The 18,577-nt window shown below is 48.5% G+C and carries 14 protein-coding genes; 1 reads left to right on the top strand and 13 read right to left on the bottom strand.

From position 1 onward, the window contains the following. Positions 1-17: 17 nt before the first annotated feature. The 13 genes from ACI4J0_RS03800 to fabD all read right to left on the bottom strand — a co-directional run bounded on the left by ACI4J0_RS03800 (position 18) and on the right by fabD (position 17,229). Positions 18-914, bottom strand: coding sequence for a carbohydrate ABC transporter permease (locus tag ACI4J0_RS03800; protein WP_439764488.1), 897 nt, complete (start codon positions 912-914; stop codon positions 18-20). Continuing rightward, positions 911-3,223 carry a DUF5696 domain-containing protein gene (locus ACI4J0_RS03795; RefSeq protein WP_439764501.1) on the bottom strand — a complete coding sequence of 771 codons (2,313 nt, stop codon included), beginning with the start codon at positions 3,221-3,223 and terminating at the stop codon, positions 911-913. Before ACI4J0_RS03795 ends, ACI4J0_RS03800 begins: the two co-directional genes overlap by 4 nt. A 27-nt stretch (positions 3,224-3,250) precedes the next feature. Further along, positions 3,251-3,880: a Yip1 family protein gene (locus tag ACI4J0_RS03790; RefSeq protein WP_439764487.1), complete on the bottom strand. Its 630-nt coding sequence runs from the start codon at positions 3,878-3,880 to the stop codon at positions 3,251-3,253. 3 nt (positions 3,881-3,883) lie between these two features. Then, positions 3,884-5,479, bottom strand: a complete 1,596-nt coding sequence (locus tag ACI4J0_RS03785; protein ID WP_439764486.1) for a hypothetical protein — start codon at positions 5,477-5,479, stop codon at positions 3,884-3,886. Between the two features lie 37 nt (positions 5,480-5,516). Further along, positions 5,517-6,494, bottom strand: coding sequence for a carbohydrate ABC transporter permease (locus tag ACI4J0_RS03780; protein ID WP_439764485.1), 978 nt, complete (start codon positions 6,492-6,494; stop codon positions 5,517-5,519). A 19-nt stretch (positions 6,495-6,513) separates the two neighbouring features. Then, a complete protein-coding gene (locus ACI4J0_RS03775) occupies positions 6,514-7,476 on the bottom strand; it encodes a carbohydrate ABC transporter permease (protein WP_439764484.1) in 963 nt (320 codons plus the stop codon). 20 nt (positions 7,477-7,496) lie between these two features. Continuing rightward, a complete protein-coding gene (locus ACI4J0_RS03770) occupies positions 7,497-10,430 on the bottom strand; it encodes an extracellular solute-binding protein (protein ID WP_439764483.1) in 2,934 nt (977 codons plus the stop codon). A gap of 489 nt (positions 10,431-10,919) precedes the next feature. Next, positions 10,920-12,449, bottom strand: coding sequence for a hypothetical protein (locus ACI4J0_RS03765; RefSeq protein ID WP_439764482.1), 1,530 nt, complete (start codon positions 12,447-12,449; stop codon positions 10,920-10,922). Between the two features lie 676 nt (positions 12,450-13,125). Continuing rightward, a complete protein-coding gene (locus tag ACI4J0_RS03760) occupies positions 13,126-14,049 on the bottom strand; it encodes a hypothetical protein (RefSeq protein ID WP_439764481.1) in 924 nt (307 codons plus the stop codon). A gap of 24 nt (positions 14,050-14,073) precedes the next feature. After that, entirely contained in the window at positions 14,074-14,826 is a 753-nt protein-coding gene (locus ACI4J0_RS03755; RefSeq protein WP_439764480.1) for a TatD family hydrolase, read from the bottom strand. Beyond that, entirely contained in the window at positions 14,823-15,398 is a 576-nt protein-coding gene (locus ACI4J0_RS03750; RefSeq protein WP_439764479.1) for a flavin reductase family protein, read from the bottom strand. The genes ACI4J0_RS03755 and ACI4J0_RS03750 overlap by 4 nt, the downstream gene beginning before the upstream one ends. 1 nt (position 15,399) lies before the next feature. Further along, entirely contained in the window at positions 15,400-16,248 is an 849-nt protein-coding gene (locus tag ACI4J0_RS03745) for a shikimate dehydrogenase family protein (protein WP_439764478.1), read from the bottom strand. 60 nt (positions 16,249-16,308) lie between these two features. Then, complete coding sequence (fabD, locus tag ACI4J0_RS03740; protein ID WP_439764477.1) at positions 16,309-17,229, bottom strand: ACP S-malonyltransferase; 921 nt, start codon at positions 17,227-17,229, stop codon at positions 16,309-16,311. Between the two features lie 341 nt (positions 17,230-17,570). Here fabD and ACI4J0_RS03735 point away from each other — a divergent pair, with 341 nt between their 5' ends. Next, on the top strand, positions 17,571-18,569 hold the full coding sequence (locus ACI4J0_RS03735) for a beta-ketoacyl-ACP synthase III (protein ID WP_439764476.1): 999 nt from the start codon (positions 17,571-17,573) through the stop codon (positions 18,567-18,569). Positions 18,570-18,577 lie beyond the last annotated feature (8 nt).

Here is an 18,577-nt window from a genome sequence, read left to right as displayed (position 1 = left end):
TTTTCCAACTCCTTAACTTAGTCATCGTAGTAAACGATCTTGTTCATAATGAGGAAGATAATTCCTACTGCCGCAAGCACTATGGCGAAGTAGCTCCATGCCATTGCCGCCGAGAAACCGTATTTCCAGTCGTCCTGTACCGAAAGCACCTGCTCCATTACCACGTTGGTGGGGTCTGTGAAGGTGTCGATGATGGTATAAACAAGGTTTACAAGGATCATAGGGGATACATAGGGAAGTGTTATCTTCCAGAAAAATTCCCAGGAGGTAGCTCCCTCGATGGCTGCGGCTTCCTTTGCCGATGTGGGTATTCCCTGGAGGGCTGAAAGGAAGATGATTATCTGGATACCGCACTTCCATACAAGGTTCAGGATATCCGAGGTCATTGTGGAGAGCATTTCCGTCAGCTTATCGTTGAAGCCGTAAATTCCCACGAACTCAAGCAGCTGGTCTACCATATCTGCGGAGAACATTGTGGAGAACTGGTCCGCGTCCGCTGTTCCGCTGGTGTCCAGGTTATTGGTGATGATAGCGTATACGGGACCTGTTGCAATGATTACGGGGAGGAAGAATACCGCTCTTGCGAAGGTACGTCCTCTGAACTTCTGGTTGATGATTATCGCAACGAAGAGGGAGAATATGATGATGATAGGTGTCTGCCAGAGGGTGGCTCCCAGCACTTCCATAAGGTTTTTGCGGAAGTCGGGGTCTACCATAAAGGCTCTCTTGTAGTTGTCAAGACCCACAGGGCTCATTACAAGAGCTCCTACATCGGGCTTTACGTCAAAGAACGAGTAGATAAAGGACTTGATAACGGGAATGATGAAGAACATCAGGGAACCGATGAACCACAGTGCTATGAAGCCGTAGCCGTAAAGTCCCTTTTTCTTCTCATAGGATAAATTCAGTCTCATTCGCCGATTACCTCCTCTCCGATATAGTCGGTAAGCTTATAGGTCTTGCCGTCTGCCTTTACGGTGCGCTCATCAAGGTCAACAACGGTGGTATAGCCGTTATCGTAGACCGTTGTGATCTCGCTGCCGTCCTCCGAAACAGTGTAGGAGGAAATGGTGCTGTCCGCTGCGGGTGAAAGCACATCGTCTGCCAGCTTGTAAAGTCCTGCGGCTTCGTTTACCCAGTTTGCGTAGTAGCCGTAGAAGTATTTGTCAAGCTTGGTGTCCTTCAACTCGCTGGCTTCCGTTCCAACCATATCGAAGCCGATATTGCTGCCCGAAGCTATTGCCATAAGGGAAGCGATATCAAGGTCTGCGTCGCCGTTTACTGCGGTGCAGGAGTAAGGAGTCACGCCGTGAAGCACCATCTGATAGAGGGGGATATCTGCATCGAAAATGTCGAATTTGCTGGAGCAGAGAGGAACGTTCGTGATGTAATCGGTGTAGGGCAGAACGTATGCCGCGGGATTATCCGAAAGAACGGAGCCTGACTGCTTTGCGCTGCTGTAAATTCCCTGAACGATCTCCTTTGCATTTTCACGGGAAACAGCCTTTTTGCCGTAATCGCCGTAGATCGTATTTGCCAGGGAGCCGAAGGAGAAGTTTGTCACATTCTTCTTGTTATAGCTCTTGATGAGCTTACCGAAGGCTCTGTCATAGGAAGCGGGGGTAAAGAGGGAAAGTGACTTGTAATACTTGTTCTCGATGCCGTGAGCAAGGTCGAAAACGGGTATCTGAGCGTATGCGTTGGACACTCTGATGGAGGTGTTGGTCATATTCCAGTAGCCGTTTCCTGTTTTGAACTGCTGATTGTCCACAACGGGGAAGAGGGCGATGTTATTTGCGGACGCATATTCGCTCAGAGCATTGTACTTGCTCTTGCCGCCCAGCTTTGAGGAGGGATTGAAGGAATCCGCTATCTTCTCGCCGATATTGTCATTGTTGTAGTTGTTGTATGCAACGACCATATCGTCAACGCCCATACCGTTGAGGCACTCAAGTATGTACTTGGCTGTTGCAAATGTGGTAACGGGCTGCTTTACTGTAACGGGGAGACCTGCTACAGACTCCTTTTTCAGTGTTGCGCCGTAGATATCCAGGTAAAGGGAGTTCTTATCGGTAAGATCCTTATCCTCTACGCCCTTCTCATCAATAAGATATTTTCTGAAACGGGCTGCGATATCGGTATAGTCCACATCGCTCTTGTCCTCTCTGGATACGGGATAGTAGCGAAGCTCGATCTCGGGGATACGTATTCCTCTCTTCTCGAAAACCTTCAGGGGGCTGGATTCGCCGCCCATCAGGTACTCGTCCTGAGTTCTGAGCTCGAAATCGAAGTAGGTGGAGTTATAGTCGGTATTGTTCTGGTTGGAAACATAGCTGTTGATGCTTGCGCAGGCGTCGCCCTTATCGGCTACTACCATCATTGCGCTGTTTCCTTTAACAATGCCGTACATCGGGAGGCTTACCTTCTGAACGGTAGCCTGCTTCTGAGTCTTTACGGCGGTGATGTCTCTGCCGTATACCTTGCCTGTATAGGTCTTGAGACCTGTTTTGCCGTTATTGAAGTTGATTATGGCACCGCTTCCGTCGGGTACTACAAAGTATCCGTCTTCCTCGAGGCCTGCTGCGCCGAAGGTGGTCATAAAAGCAAGGTCTGTTGTAAGCTTTCCGCTGACGGTGGAGGGATTCTGCTCCTCAATTGCGGCAGTGTCCACATACAGCTTCATATGATCCTTTTCAAGGGATATGGTAACGGGAACGGTTATGCCGGGGTCGGAGAAGGTGTAGGTTATCTCGATAGTCTTGCCCGACTTTTTCATTTTTGTCTTGCCCTTGCCCTTGCTGTTAAGAATGGTAGTTGCTCGGTCGGCAGGGGATGCGTATATCAGGGTCATTCCCGAAGCAAGCTCGTCCTTCTGACCCTTCTTTGCGTTGGAGGTCTGGAGATCGACGGGGTTTGACCACCATTTTTCTCCTGTATTAAGGTCCTCCAGCATTATTGTATTCTCTTTCGTGTTCATATAGAGCTTCAGGTTTTCGTTGGAGTCAACCTCCTCCATGAGCTCGAATGCTTCATCCTCTGTTCGGGGAGTTTTTTCCTCCTTGTCCTCTTTGTCGGAGCTGTCAGCTTCTTCAGCAGACTCTGCCTCCTCGGAAGCTGCGCTTTCCTCGGGAGCGTCCTCACAGAACACGCTTGCGGCTCCCGTTGTCAGGAGCATTGATAAACAGAGAAGAAACGAAAGAGATCTTTTAAGCTTTGAATGCATTGTTTTCACCACTTTTCCTTATGAATTTTATACTCTCAATCTGTAGGAAAGCTCAGTATAGATGGTAAAGAGGAATATGAGCACCTGCTGGAAAAGAGTAAGAAGAAGAACCAGCAGGAATATTACCAGCACCATTGCCACCAATGTGAGCAGGATAAGCGCCAGAGTCTTTCCGAATGTGAACTGATGAACGGCTTTCATTGCCGAAACAAACAGCACCACCGTCCATGCCGTTCCGATTATCTCAAAGCACTGTATGAAAATATACTCGTCTCTGATGAGAAAATGGGAAAGGACCGTTCCTATCAGATAGCCTGCTATGTACGGTATCAGCGAATATGCTGTGACTATGAAAATATTTTTCATAGAGCCTTCGCCGTCGAACAGGGTACACATCGCCCAGTTGCAGACCACATAGAGCAGGAATATTCCGAAGCTCTGGAATATATAAGGAACAATGTTGAAAATCTTGTCATAATCCGAATAATACTGGAAGCCGTACAGTCTGCTGTATGCCAGCGACTGGATAAACAGCAGGCAGACGATGCCGATGGCTATCTTCATAGAGCCTGCTTTTTTCCATCTCAGATCCTCGAAGCCCTCAAAGGGGTGCATAACTACGTGCTTGACAAACTGTCCCTGGGTAAGATCCAACATACTTTACGCACCTCTCCTTCTCTGCCAGGGGAATGTGATTATTCCCTTCTGATTAAGCTTTTTGAGAACCGTCCACGCAATTATCACTACAAGGATAATGATGATCGCAGGAGTGAAATATTTCTGAAGGATCTGGTCTCTGTAGCCCTCGTATGCCTTGTTGTAGCGGTTTCGGCTGATGGAGATCTTGAAGTACTTCATTGCCTCCTTGTACTCCTCCTTATTGAGAAGTGCGTTGCCTATACCGATGTATGCGCGGCGGTAGTTGCCGTCATACTTGATAACGTTTCTCCAGGGCTCCTCGGATTCCTCGTAGTAGCCTGAGTTATAGAGGTTTGTAGCCTCGGTAACGATCTCGCCGAATGCAGTGCGTCTGAACACGGTAATGCTGTTCTTTCTGGAATCGAGAACATAAAGCATATTGTCATAGCTCTCGATAGCAACTGCGCTTCGGAAGGTTCCAAGCTGCTCGCCTGTGCCGCCCATTACGAACATCAGGTTTGCAAGCTTATCGTACTGGAATATTCTGCCGTGAGCAAAGTCCAGGATATTCAGCTCGCCGTTGGGTCCGATGTCGATGTCGGTGAGGGTGGACTGCTTGGTGTAGATGGAGTAGTATGCGGGGGAAATATCACCGAAGGTAACTTCATTTGCGGTGATGGAGGCAAGGATATTGGAGCCTCTGGGGTTCAGCTTCTTGACGGTATCCGTTCTTACCTCGGTGGACTCTGTAACGGTATAGATAAAGCCGTCATCGTCGATATCGAAGTTTGAGAAGCCGATAGGGGTGGTTTTTGTTGAACGTGCTCTCTGCTCCTCGGTTGCGATGGTGTTCCAGAAAGCGTTCATAATGATCTCGGAGGTCGCCTCAACTCGGTTCGCACCGTAGAAGCCGAGGAAATCGCCGTTTATATCATACATTACCGCACCCTTTGTTACGGATTTTACTACCACATAAACATTTCCTGCCTTATCCACAGCCACCTTGCGGGGATTGTAGGTAAGGTCCTGGGAATAAACCTCTGAGGTGGGCTTTTCAAAGATGTAGTCCACGTTTCCGTCGATGTCGGTCTTTAATACACGGCTGTTTTCGGTATCGCAGACATAGATGAAGCCTGTATACTTATCCACGAAAACGCCCTCGGGCTTTTTCAGGGTAAGCTCCTCGCCGTTGTAGGTAAATCTGTCGAAATATTTTATCATATTGAACTCAAGGTCTGTCACGATTATTCTGTCATTGCCCTTGTCGGCTATGAACATATAGGTACCGGGGTTCTTTTCGGAATTTTCCTTGAAAAGATATCCTGTATCCTCTGCAAGATAAAGGTCAGCAGGCTCTTTAAGGCCCATTTTATCCTTCCATTCCGCTTTTGCCGCTTCGTAGCCCTCCATTGAGGACACGTAGTCGGTAAGACCCTTTATGGACTGTCCGTCCACAAATTTCTCTGCGGCATATCCAACCTGTGAAGCGACTGCGTCGCCCCATCTGTCATAGCTGTAAGGGTCATAGCTTTCCATAGCGGTCACATTTGCCGCAAGTGTTGACGCAAGCATAAGTCCTGCGCCTGCTGCGGCGATCAGCTTTTTCAAGCTTTTCATATCATCACCCTTTTCTTTAAGTTGTGGCAGTATGAAATTAGTCCTTCATACCTGCGTGTGCCATTGTTTCCATAACGTTTCTCTGTGCCAGAACGAATACCAGCAGGGGAGGGATCATCAGTACGACTGCGGAAGCCGCTATTGCGCCCTGACGAGCGATACCCGCTGCGGCGATCTGCTGAACTACGACAGGGATAGTCTTGAGAGCCTCGTCGTATACAAGACCGCCTCCCGCCTGGTTCCAGGAGGTCTGGAACTCAAAGATGATGATGGTCATAAGAGCAGGCTTACAGTTAGGCATTACTATGCCCCAGCATATACGCATAAGTCCCGCGCCGTCAACCTTGGCTGCTTCTATCATTGCGTCGGGAATGGTGGTCATGCTCTGACGCATAAGGTAGAGACCCATTGACGTTGCGATTATGGGCAGGATAAGTGCGGAATAGGTGTTGATCATGCCCAGTGATGCCATTACCATGTACTGCATGATGTAGAGTACGGTAGAGTTGAACAGCAGGGCTACGACAACTATCTCATTGAGAAGCGCATTTCCGGGAAATCTGCACTTGGAAAGCACAAATGCCGCTGTGGACGCAAACAGCACGTGGAAAACGGTAGCGACTACTGTTACCATAATACTGTTGAATACGTTTCTTGAGAAGGGTACCCAGGAATTGTTCGCGATCTTGAACAGATCCTGGAAGTTATTGAGGGTAGGATCCATTGCATAGAGCTTAGGAGGCATAAGGAATACTTCCTGAACGGGCTTGATGGAGTTTACGACTGCCAGATAGATGGGGAATATCATAAACAGTCCCATAAAGGTAAGCAGAAGGAAAATTCCGATATCGTTTTTCCAGGATTTGCCTACTCGCTTGTTGGAGCCTTTGGACTTGAGCATTTTCTTATGCTCTTTTTCACGTCTTTTTCTCAGCGCTTCAAGGGCGGCTGCATTTTCCTCCGCCTGCAAAGCGGCAAGCTCTGAGGGCTTGAGATTTTTCTTGTTTTTCTTCAACTTTAGCTCACCCCTTTACTCAGTCTACATATTTGCCGAGCAGCTTGCCGACGAGCTTATTGCAGACAAGCATTACAACGAACAAAACAAAACATACGGCGGACGAATAACCCATTTCGTATCTTACCCAGCCGTAGTCAAAGGCGTGAGTCATAATGGTATGTACCTTATAGTCTGTGGAGGGGAAGCCTGCCAGCATACGTCCCACGATATCAACAGTGAATGCGGATACGATCTGCATTACAGCCGCGAACATAAGGGAGGGTCCCATTGAGGGAATGGTGATGTAGATAAGCTCCTGCCAGCGGTTCTTGATACCCTCGATAGCGCCTGCCTCATACATGGACTTGTCGATGCCCTGGAAGCCGGCACGCATTGCAAGGAAGCCTGCACCCATGGATACCCAGAGCTGTACGATGATAACACAGGGAAGAACGTAGTTGCCGTCGGTGAGCCACTGGATAGCGCTGGAGGTAATTCCGAGCTCTGTAAGGAAAGCGTTCAGATATCCGTACTGGTCGCCCGAGAAGATGAGCTGCCATACGAAGTAGATGTTTCCTGCCATTGAGGGAGCGTAGAATATAAGTGTGAAAATGGTCTTCAGCGTTGGATGAAGCTCGTTGATGAGCCACGCGAGCAGGAAGCTCATTGCATAGCTGAGGGGACCTGTGAATATTGCGAAGATAAGTGTTGTTCTGATGGACTGAATGAAAACATCGTCCTCAAGGAACATTGTGTAGAAATTCTGAAAGCCTACCCACTTGGGGAGACTTGCCATATTGAAGTCGGTAAAGCCCATAGGCAGCGACATTACAACAGGTACAACGGTAAATACCAGGAAAAGGAGCATAAAGGGCGCAAGCATTATGTAGCACATATAGTTGCGCTTCATCTCGTGAAGGGTATAATCCCACTTTTCCTTTCTTGACATTTTTCTCTCCGAAGGGAGCAGAATTTCTTTTTTAACGGTATTTTCAGCCAAAGTAATTGCCCTCCTTCATTTTAATCGTCAAGACCGAGATTTTTGCGCTTACGTGTGATCTCGGCGTTGATGTCCTTGTTGTACCAGCGCAGGGTCTCACGGGCATTGTCGTTGTCGTTAACAACTGAACGGAATGCGTTCATAATGCTTCGTGTAACAACGTAGGACGAGGGAATGATGGGGATCTCGTCAAGCTCTGCAAGCTGAGCGTTGATCTTTGCAAGGTCGGACTTTGCCCAGTTGAGCTTCTGGAGAGCCTCAACGTTTGCGGACTCAAATCTTCCGAGGGGACCCATTACGCCCTCAACGTTCTGACCGTACTCAACCATTGTATCGGTGGAGGTGAACCAGTCGATGTACTTCCATGCGCCTTCAACGTTTTTGCAGTCCTTGAGGACGATAAAGCCTGAGCCTGAGGAGTTTGCAGCGTGGGAAACGGTGCCGTCCTCACGTCTTGTTCCGGGAACGGGGCAGAAATCCCATGCGCCCTTGATCTCGGGTGCGGCTACATTCAGCTGATTGTAGAAGGAGCAGTAGTTCTGGATAACGATAGGAGCCTCGCCTGTTCTGAAACGGGTGAATGCGTCATACTGCTGGTCGAAATTATAGGTAGTATAGAACCTTGTCCACATATCGAATGCGTCAACTGCTGCAACGGTATCGAAATTTGTGGAGGTCTGGTCGGGAGTATAGTAGTTGAGACCGGACTGGAGCATAAGCATTGCGAATGTGTGACCTACCTCGGTGGAAGGCGCAACGGCAGTACCGTTTACGTTTCCGGGAAGGATAAGACCGGGCTGCATATACTTACGCTGGAGAGCGGGAAGGATGTCGATAAGATCCTGCCATGTCTCGGGGGGATTTTCGATGCCAAGCTCGGAAAGGGTGTCCTTTCTGTAGAACATCATGGGGAATGTACGCTGAATGGGGATACCATAGGTCTTGCCGTCATACTGATAATGAACGAGAGCGGTATCCTGGAAGCGGCTTGCTACCTCGTCAAAGCCCTCCATATCGTCAAGCGATACGAGAAGTCCTCTGATAGCAAGGTTAACGGGGAACTCACCGCCGACAAACATTGCAACGTCGGGGCCCTTTCCTGCAAGAACTGCCTCCATAATGGTACCCTGAACCAGGTTGATGGAAACATCAACGCCTGTTTCGGGAGTAAATTCGGACTCGGTGAGCTGCTTTACAACAGTAGTCTGGTCACGTCCGAGACCGCACCATACAACGATGGACTCGGAGGTGGAGTCGGAAAGAACGGTATAATCCTCGAAGAAGGAACCTACAAAGCCTCTTATTCCGAAGCCCATAGCCTTGAAGAAATTCTCCTTGACTGTGGTGAACTTGCTTTCCTTGCCCTTAGCGTCATACTTGGGGATAAGCTCGATGTAGTCGATCTCAAGGGGCTGGTCTCTGTACTCTCTCATCCAGGAGGAAACAGATGTGATGTTATCCTTGATGGAGGAGTTGGAAATATAGGTAGGGATCTTATTGGGCTTTTCGATGCAGCGGTCAAAAACGTCTGCAAGTCTTGCAAGAGCGGTAGCCTCGGAGCCTTTCTGCTGAGAAAGTGTCTCGATAGTTTCCTGCTCCTCCTTGAGCTTTTCGGAAAGCTCTGCGCATACTCCGAGAAGCTCGGGGATCTCCTTATGTACATAATAATCCGTATACTTATCGGGATTGGGGCCCGTTATCATAAGTATCTTCATATAGTACTGGTTTGCTTCGTAAACAATATCGTCGAGACGGCGCATAGAGTCACCGATCTCTCCGGGTATAGCCTCAAGAGTAATGGTATGCTTGCCCGCGGTGAGGTAAACATAAGCGTCCTCGCCTGTGCTGTCAGTAGGCGAAACCATTATCCAGTTGGTATCATAGGGGAACTTTACCTGCTCAAAGGGCTCAGAGGGCACTTCACCGTCAATATAAATGCGGCGGTTGGAGTACAGACCTCTCATAACGTCCTGTCTGCCCTTGATGCCGATCTTGTAATATCCGTCAGCAGGCACGTCCATCTCCCAGGTGACCTTCTGTCCCGCAGTATCCCAGGTGCCGTCGCCAACGGTATTATAGCGCTCCTTAACGGGGTGGGACTGATTGCCGGTATGGTCCTCGGTGAGATATGTACCTCTGTCATAGGTTGGGAAGATAGTCTGAGAATTGGTATAAGCATAATTCTCGCCCTGAAGACGGATAGGCTCAGCACCAGCATTTGCACGAAGCTCGTCGTCGGAGGGAGCTGTGTATGCGGGAGCAGGCTCATACTGATAGAGCTTGATGTAGGCAATAGCCACAGAAGCCTTTTCGGAGCTGAGAGTTACCTTATGCTCGCCCTCATCGAAATAGAAATAAAGAGGCTCATTGAACAGACCGTCCGCATCATTGAAGGGAGTGGTTATCCACATGGGAGTCTCGATCTGAGGAGGACGTGTTTCGTTGTCACGCTCGTTTGGCGTTATAGGATACGCAGACTTCCAGGTTCTGGGGAAGCTTATTCGCGTTGCAGTGTCAAAGGGGCTCACGCCGTCGATAAGAACGGACATCTCGGAGGTAGTATTGCCGCCCGTGATTGGATAGTAGCACACCTCCACATTATATGCTCCCGCTTTTTCAACATTAACGCTGAAATCAAGGGAGCCGTCCTCATTTGACCAGATAATTACGTCGTCTTTGCCCTCGTAGCTGCCGACTTCGACCTCAGCACCGTCTGCGCAGGAGACATATTCGAGAGGTATCTCGTCTCTGGGTCTGGCCTTGTCGGAATACTCGTTGAAATACTCGCTGTAGGTCGTCTGTTTCTCATAGGAGATAACGGGATTTTCATAGGCTTCGGATGCTTTTGTAAGCACATCGTTTTCTGCAAAAACGGTTGCAGGGAACGCCGTTGCGCACATGATCAGAGCCGTGAGACCGGACAGCAGCCTTTTTAGACTTGATTTCCTTGACAAAAGATTGACCACCTTTCGTATAGAATAGGGACTCTTGATATTTTTATCATATCATCACCGAGAGCACAGGCCGTTATGTAAACGACTTCTGACGGACTTGCTATCTTACCCAAAGTGACAGCTTTATGGTAATTTTACAAAAATATTCAGTGAGAACAATGAAAAACTATGGACCCGTATAATAATTATAACAATTTCACTAACTGTTGTCAAGTCAGTATGCAGATTTTTGTATATAATTTGGCTGTGATTTTTTAGTCATTTCGTACAGTTAAACGATTAAGTTATTGGTCAAATTTACTTTTAGTATATTTTTTTGCTCATATATGTGTATATGAAATTATTCAAACTGTATAAAAAAATATCCTCCGCATTTTTTGCAGAGGACAGCAATATAACCCCACAAGATAAAAAGCCGCCATCTGAAAACTCAGATGGCGGCTGAACTTATTTAGCTTACGCCGAAGTTCGGTTTATCTCGATAAGAGATTAGCCTCTCTTCTTAGCTACTACAGCAGCTGCAGCAAGAGCTACAGGGATAACTGCGAGAGCTACAGGAGCGTTGCCGGTTGCAGGAGAGGGAGCAGGCTCAACAGGAGCGGGCTCGGGCTCTACGTCCTCGGGCTCTTCCTCGATCTCGGGCTCTTCCTCGATTACCTCGGGCTCTTCGTCCTCGATTACATCGCCTTCACCGTCGAGACCCTCGCCAGCATCGATATCCTCTTCCTCATCATCGGAAACTACTACTGTGAGGCTATCCCAGTACCAGTCAACAGGTGTGTAGAGGAGCATAGTGTTGAGGAATGTCTTAGCGTCAGTGATCTTGCCCTCGTCAATGATATCGAACCAGTCGAAGGAGAGGGTGTTGTTGCCCCAGTTGAAGGTATCGGTATCAGAAAGCTGCATTGTGAGGTCCTTGTTAACTACAACAGCGCCTGTGAAGAGGTTGATGCCCCAAGCAGAGCTGTAAGAACCGTACATATCGTACTCGTTGGAGTCGAAGAGGCTGTAGCCGTCAGCAACGTTTGTGTAGAGGTGCTGACCGAAGGTAGGATTGTACCAGTCATAGGAAGAAGTCTGGTATGTGTAACCCTGGTCGATGTTTACCCACTGGTTCATGATGTGGGACTTCTCAGTACCAACATAACCATTGTAGGAAGTGAATGTGAATACAACGTTGTCGTGGTTAGCGATAGCGTCGTTGATAACTGCGAGAGGTCTTGTGTAGTAGTTACCGCCAGCCTTGCGGGACTGGAGAGCCCAGATTACATCGTTCTCCTTAGTAACATACTTCTCTTCCTCGCCCTTTGCATTGTTTACAGTCCAAGTGGAAGAACCGGGCTTGAGAGTTGTCTTGAAGGGGATAACTGCCTCAGCAGCGCCGCCCTCCTTGAAAGCGCCAACAGAAACTGTTGTAGGAGCGGAAACGAGGGTGTGATCGTTCCAGATAAGACCCTTCTTAACGCCTGCAACGTCAGTCCAGAAGCCCTTTACGAAGAGGTCAGCTGTCATTGTAACGTCGCCGTATGTGGAAATGCCGAAGTACTCAAGTGCGATCTTGTCGATCTGCTCCTCAGTAACTACGCCAACTGCGGGCCATACGCTCCAGTTCATGTAGTCACCGCCCCAGCCCCAGCCGTTAGCCTGGTTGATGGAAACAGTGTGAGGAAGTGTGTAAGTCATCTTAGCAACTGCATCTCTTACGCCGTAAGTAGTCTTAGTTACTGGTGCGAGACCTGCAGCATCTGCGTTTGCAGGAACGGAGTAACCGAGAGTGAAGAGGTCATACTTGCTGAGATCGAACTTGCCGTATACAGCATCGCCTGTGCCGATAGGCATGTTGAATGCTGCAACGCCGTCATCGAGGTCCTTTCTGTAGTAAGCGCCGTCAACATTATCAGCATAACCTGTTGCCTTATATGTCTGGTACTTCTCTTCGAGGATCTTGTTCTCATCGTGAACGTCAGCGTAAGGACGAGCTGTGAACTCGAACTCCTTCATGAGACCAACGAGGTGCATTTCGCCGATCTTAACGCCGTTCTTGTTGTAAAGGGGATCGCCGGTGATGAAACCGTTGTTTACACCGAATGTAACGTAACCGTCAGCTACAGACTCATCAGAGATTGTAGAACCCTCGTAGTTAGCTACAACAGTAACCTTAGCAGAGTCCTGGTTAGGATTGTTTACATAGGTCTTGAGGTCATAGGTGAGAGAAATTGCATCCTGGTCAGCGGATACAACAGCAGCCATTGCAGATACGGCCATTGCGCCAGCCATTACGCCGGCAATTGACTTTTTCATGTTCATGAAAAATTCCTCCTTGTTTTGTTTTGGTTTTCTTTATTTATTTCCAAATATGTATGGAAATCAAATATAGCTGTGATACCGTGCTTCTGCTCACGTTGTATCACGATATTATTGTACCACCTGCGGGCAGATATGTCAATGTACATAAACAACAAATTTAAATCACAGTTTTTATCCTTTATGCACACTTTTTGCCCAAAAACCTCGTTTTCGGGAGTTTTTTGCGCTCCTGTCAGCGTTGTTTTCGTGGTATGCTATAACTATACAGCATTTTGATTTTAATTTCAATTGATTTTATGCACAAATTTTCATATGATTTTCACATCGTTTTTGTAAACGAGTGCTGCCGCACGACTTGTGTAAAAGCCGTGCGGCAGATCATTATCTATCAGAAATTCAGATAAATGAACTCTATCGCCGATATCATAAGCGCATATCTCAGCTCGTCCTTTTTCTCGGGCTTAGCCATATACTGCACGATCTGCTCGCAGAGTATCATTATATTGGTAGCTCTGCCTTCGATCTTGAAGTTTTCAAAGCCCATTTCGGCGTATTTTCCCGTAACATCGTCGGGAGCTATCTCCAGCTTTGTTTTTGTTTCGGAGAAGGGATTGAAGGCTCTGTACTTGCATTCCCATTCTTCAATGCCCGCTCTTGCCCTCTCCTCGTTTGTCATCTTTCTTATCTCGTCAACTCTGAGCATTACCTCGCCGATGTACTGATAATGCTCCTTTCTCCTGGGACAGCCGGGAACGCAGTGGGCGTTTATAAGCAGCTCACAGCGCTTGCGCTCCTCGGGAGTCAGCTTTTCAAGCAGCTCAAAATTATTGTTGAAATTGAAATCCGCCACAACAAGGCTGTAGGGCTTTGCAAGCTCTGCCTTCAGCTCGTCGATATCCGTGATGCATTTGCAGGTCGAAGAGGTTATCTTCATATTGGGGTGGGTCTTTCTGATGTGATCCTCCAGAAGCGGCGAGTTGACAATGACCTCGTTGATGCCGTTGTCCGCCACATTAAGGAGCTCATTGCAGTCCTTGTCCTTCAGGCTCTCCTCCGTAAGACAGGGATTTGTAAATGTAAATCTGTAGGGTATCCCTCTGGAATTGTAGCCGTCCAGGATAGCCTTGGTCTTATTGAGATTATAGGGTCCCAGCAGCATTCTTCCGCCGTTCCACATTACCGCAGGGCTGCCGAAGAAGGAGGCGATCCGGATATCATCTCTGAATAATTCAGGTCTTGTCCTGAATATGTCCGCCACAGCAAGATTGAGGCTGACGCTTTTTTCCGATTCCGCAATATGATATTTTACCATTATATATATTCCTTTCTAAAATAATTATATTCTGAAAAGCCTTTCGGCATTTTCCGCCGTTATCTCAGCCATTTCCTCGGGAGATATTCCCTTTGCCGCCGCCATAGCCGCTATCGTATATGGCATATATCCGCTGAAATTCCGTTTTCCCCTGTTCGGCTCGGGAGCCATGTAGGGGCAGTCCGTCTCGGCAAGGAGCCTGTCCGCGGGAATGACTTCAAGGGCTTTCAGCGCCTTTTTCGCATTTTTAAATGTGACCACTCCCGTAAAGCCCACGTACATACCCATGCGGGCTATCTCCCGCGCAATTTCGGCAGACCCCGAAAAGCAGTGCATAACGCCTGTGGGACGGTATCTTCTCAGTATATCGAGGGTATCCTCCCATGCGTCACGGGAATGGATTATAACGGGCAATTGAAGCTCCGAAGCAAGCTTCAGCTGTTCCTCAAAGGCACGCTTCTGGACCTCTCTGCTGTGGTTTTCATAGTGGTAATCGAGACCGATCTCACCCACAGCCACAGCCTTTTCATGGCTGCATAATCCCCGTATCTCGTCAATGTGTTCGATCTCGTCAGCCGAGTCGGGGTGAAGCCCCACAGCCGCATATATCCCGGGATATTTCTCCGCAAGGGCAATTGACGAATAAGAGCTTTTCACCGAACAGCCCACATTGACTATCTTGCATATATCCCCCGAAAACAGCTCGTCAAGAAGCTCATACCGGTCATTGTCAAATGCGCTGTCATCATAATGAGCGTGAGAGTCGACTATCCTCATTTTCCGGCCCCCTTCTTTCTGACCGAAAAGCCGAAATCGCCCAGCTTTCGCCCAAGAGCGAAATATTCCCCGTGAGAATAAGCCATAAGCCCTGCCTGCTGGAGATTTATCTTCCCCTTGCTGTCAATGTACCTCTCGTCCGCAGTGACACCCGTAATGTCCGCAATGAACATGGTGTGGCTGCCCAGCTCCTCAAAGCTCCTGACTCTGCACTCAAGGGATAAGGGAGAGGCAAGGATAACGGGACAGCTTACCGTCTCCCCCTTCACAGTCTCAAAGCCGCATTTTGCGAACTTATCCGACTTGCTTCCGCTTTTCATTCCGCAGAAGTCAACTTCTTTCGCCATTTTGGAGGTGGTGAGATTTATGACAAATTCCCCTGTCTCCATAATTATGCCGTGGGAATGCCTCTCGGGACGAATTGAAACATAAGCCATAGGGGGACGGGTATTCACAATGCCCGTCCAGGCAGCGGTGAGAACATTTCTCTTCCCGTCCTCGCTGCCGCAGGTCACAAGAGCCGCAGGAACGGGAGCAATAAGCGCTCCCCCCTTGAAAAATCTCCTGCCCATATCATTCCTTTTCCGCCATCAGCTTATGCATATCGGAAATAAGCCTTGCAATATCGCTGTCGTTGTATTTTGCGCCGCTCCATATCTCATGAGCAACAACTGCCTGCCATACCAGCATAGCCATGCCGCCGCAGGTCTTTATGCCATAGCTTTCGGCAGTCTGCATAAGCTTTGTCCGCTCGGGATTATAGATAACATCGAAAACAAAGCCGCAGCCCTTGATGACCTCCTCCGAAACGGGACAATTCTCCACCTTGGGGAACATTCCCACAGGTGAAGCGTTTATGAGCAGATCAAACTTACCGCTTATCTCATTGGGGTGGACTACCTTGATATCATCGGAAAAGCCGTTAGCCCTTGCATATTCCTTAACAGGCCCCACCGTGTCCTCAAAGCCCTCGGGAACGGACACAGTAAGCTCAGCCCCATGCCGCACAGCCTCAATAGCTATCATTCTGCCCACGCCGCCGCAGCCGCACTGGAGCACCTTTCCGTCAAGCCTTGCCCCCGCCGCCTCAAGGGAGCGCAGGAAGCCGTCGCAGTCGGTGTTGTAGCCGATGTATTTTCCGTCCTTTTTCACAACACAGTTAACGGAATCATATCTCTTCGCAGAGTCAGCAAGCTCGTCAATATACTTGATTATCTCCACCTTGTGGGGAATGGTGATGTTAAAGCCGTCAAGTGCCAGAACGTCGGAAATTTTGCCCTCAAGCTCCTCGGGAGAGTATTCCTTTAAAGTGTAATCAAAATCGGAAACGCCCTCAAGCTCAAAAAGCCTCTGATGAATGGGGGGCGACATGGTGTGCTTCAAAGGAAATCCCAGCAGACCGTAATGCTTCATATTTTTCATTCCTTTCAATGAAATACTATATATAATAGTATAGCTGTAAATTTTTTCTATATATGGTATTTAACCTAAAATTTTCGCCAGGCTCTCAGCGTCCTGCACATTATAAATATCAACGCCCTTGAGAGTTTTCTTCACAAGACCCGCCAGCACCTTGTTGGGACCGCACTCGATAAAGGTATCATAACCCATCTCGCTGAGTGCTGCAAGCTCGTCCGTAAATCTCACGGGAGAAACAATGTGCTTAGCAAGTCTCTCCGGCATATCGGAAATATCCTCAAGCACCTTTCCGGTAATATTGGAGAACATCTTTATTTTCGGCTCGGAGAAAACTATCTTCTCCGCCGCAGGCTTGAACTCGTCAGCCGCGCTCTGCATAAGCTTAGAGTGGAATGCGGAAGCAACGTTCAGCTTAACAGCCCTTGCGCCCATAGCCGCCAGAGCGTCCGCAGCCGCCTTTGCAGCCTCCTCTTCTCCCGCAATTACCGTCTGAACGGAGGAGTTGTAGTTAACGGGAAGAACATAGCCCTCAGTCTCGGAACATACCTTTTCTATCTCCTCAACGCTCTTGCCGATGATGGCGTACATAGCGCCCTTGTTAGCCTCAGCAGCCTTCTGCATAGCCTCGCTTCTCGCCTTGATGAGCCTGAAGCCGTCGGCGCGGGAGACCATTCCCGTGTATACCATAGCCGCATACTCACCCAGCGAATGGCCCGCCGCCGCAGAAGCGGTAATGCCGTTTAATTTAAGAGCCTCGGCAGCACAGAGGGACACCGCCATGATAGCAGGCTGGGAGATCACCGTCTTGCCAAGCTCCTCCTCGGGAGCATTTGCGCACTTGTCAAAAAGGTCAAAGCCTAAGATCTCGCTTGCCTCGTCAAAAATGCCTTTAAGCTCGGGGTATTTCTCAACCAGAGAAACGCCCATACCCGCATACTGAGAACCCTGTCCCGAAAATAAAAATACTGTTTTTTCCGCTGTCATCTGCAAAACCTCCGAAAATTTTAATTGATATCACAATAAGTATTATTATAATATAATTTTACGCTACGTATAAAAATTGCCGATAGTGACAAATTTCAGGTCAATTCTTTGTACCACTTGAACATTCATCAGTAAATTTTTTCAAAATTACCAAAATATCAGTTGACAAGAGCCGTTAAAATATATTACAATATATAATGTATTGTACTGTGTGTGGGGACAAATTCGCCACACTAATTATAATAACATATTTTCTCGTAAATTACAATAGTATAACGCCCGGAAAATCAAACTTTCCCGATTTTTCGGACGAAAGCCCCGAAAGGATTGATAAAAGTCAAATGAGCGGAATAAATATTGTGTCAACAGGCGGCTACGCTCCCCTGCTTGCGGTAACGAATGATGATATGGCAAAGATCGTGGAGACCAACGACGAGTGGATCAGAACACGAACAGGCATCAGCCAGAGAAGAATGTCAGGCGGCGAGCCTACCTGGTATATGGGAGCGATGGCGTCAAAGCAGGCGATAGAGAGAGCAGGGATAGACCCGAAGGATATCGGTCTTATAATCTCCTCCACCATCACCAACGATTTTGTGACCCCCTCCGCAGCCTGCCTTATCCAGCGTGAGACAGGCGCGGTAAATGCAGCAGCCTTCGACCTTGGCGCAGCCTGCTCGGGCTTTGTGTATGCGGTAGATACCGCCTGCCGCTTTCTGGCAACGGACGAAAGCCTTAAATATGTTCTTGTTTGTGCAAACGAGAACCTTTCCTATATAACAAACTTTGCCGACCGTTCCTCCTGCGTGCTTTTCGGAGACGGAGCAGCGGCAGTGATACTCGAAAGATCGGACAAGCTTTTCACAAGCTGGCTGGGTGCAGACGGCACGGGAGCAAAGTTCCTCTATGCCAAGAACCAGTACCCCCACAGCCCCTTCACCGCCGAGGAGCCTTTTACCGTCGACGACGAGACCGACCCCTCCGTTGACCACAGACTGCTTATCCAGGACGGCAAGGAAGTATATAAATTTGCCACCAAGGCTCTCCCCACCGCCGCAAAGAACGCAGCGGACAAGATAAGCCTTGATGTTTCGGATATCGACCTTTTCATTCCCCACCAGGCGAATATCAGGATCATCGAGACCGCCGCAAAAAATCTGGGCGTCTCAATGGATAAATTCTTCACCAATATCGATATGCACGGCAACACCTCCAGCGCCTCCATTCCCATCGCCCTCAACGAAGCTGTTGAAAAGGGCGTGCTGAAACGCGGAATGAAGGTATGCCTCGTAGGCTTCGGCGCAGGACTGACGCTCGGCTCGGTAATAATCGAGTATTGATAAAGGAA

The sequence above is a fragment of the Huintestinicola sp. genome, from assembly GCF_051882455.1.
In the GTDB taxonomy this organism is placed as follows: domain Bacteria; phylum Bacillota; class Clostridia; order Oscillospirales; family Ruminococcaceae; genus Huintestinicola.
This window is presented reverse-complemented; position numbering and strand designations above follow the sequence as displayed.

Excerpts from the sequence above, each read along its gene's own strand:
- ACI4J0_RS03745 (WP_439764478.1), bottom strand. The coding sequence starts at position 16,248 with ATGAAAAATATGAAGCATTACGGTCTGCTGGGATTTCCTTTGAAGCAC.
- ACI4J0_RS03755 (WP_439764480.1), bottom strand. The coding sequence starts at position 14,826 with ATGAGGATAGTCGACTCTCACGCTCATTATGATGACAGCGCATTTGAC.
- ACI4J0_RS03800 (WP_439764488.1), bottom strand. The coding sequence starts at position 914 with ATGAGACTGAATTTATCCTATGAGAAGAAAAAGGGACTTTACGGCTAC.
- ACI4J0_RS03735 (WP_439764476.1), top strand. The coding sequence starts at position 17,571 with ATGAGCGGAATAAATATTGTGTCAACAGGCGGCTACGCTCCCCTGCTT.
- ACI4J0_RS03760 (WP_439764481.1), bottom strand. The coding sequence starts at position 14,049 with ATGGTAAAATATCATATTGCGGAATCGGAAAAAAGCGTCAGCCTCAAT.
- ACI4J0_RS03790 (WP_439764487.1), bottom strand. The coding sequence starts at position 3,880 with ATGTTGGATCTTACCCAGGGACAGTTTGTCAAGCACGTAGTTATGCAC.
- ACI4J0_RS03765 (WP_439764482.1), bottom strand. The coding sequence starts at position 12,449 with ATGCACCTCGTTGGTCTCATGAAGGAGTTCGAGTTCACAGCTCGTCCT.
- ACI4J0_RS03750 (WP_439764479.1), bottom strand. The coding sequence starts at position 15,398 with ATGGGCAGGAGATTTTTCAAGGGGGGAGCGCTTATTGCTCCCGTTCCT.
- ACI4J0_RS03795 (WP_439764501.1), bottom strand. The coding sequence starts at position 3,223 with ATGCATTCAAAGCTTAAAAGATCTCTTTCGTTTCTTCTCTGTTTATCA.
- ACI4J0_RS03785 (WP_439764486.1), bottom strand. The coding sequence starts at position 5,479 with ATGAAAAGCTTGAAAAAGCTGATCGCCGCAGCAGGCGCAGGACTTATG.
- fabD (WP_439764477.1), bottom strand. The coding sequence starts at position 17,229 with ATGACAGCGGAAAAAACAGTATTTTTATTTTCGGGACAGGGTTCTCAG.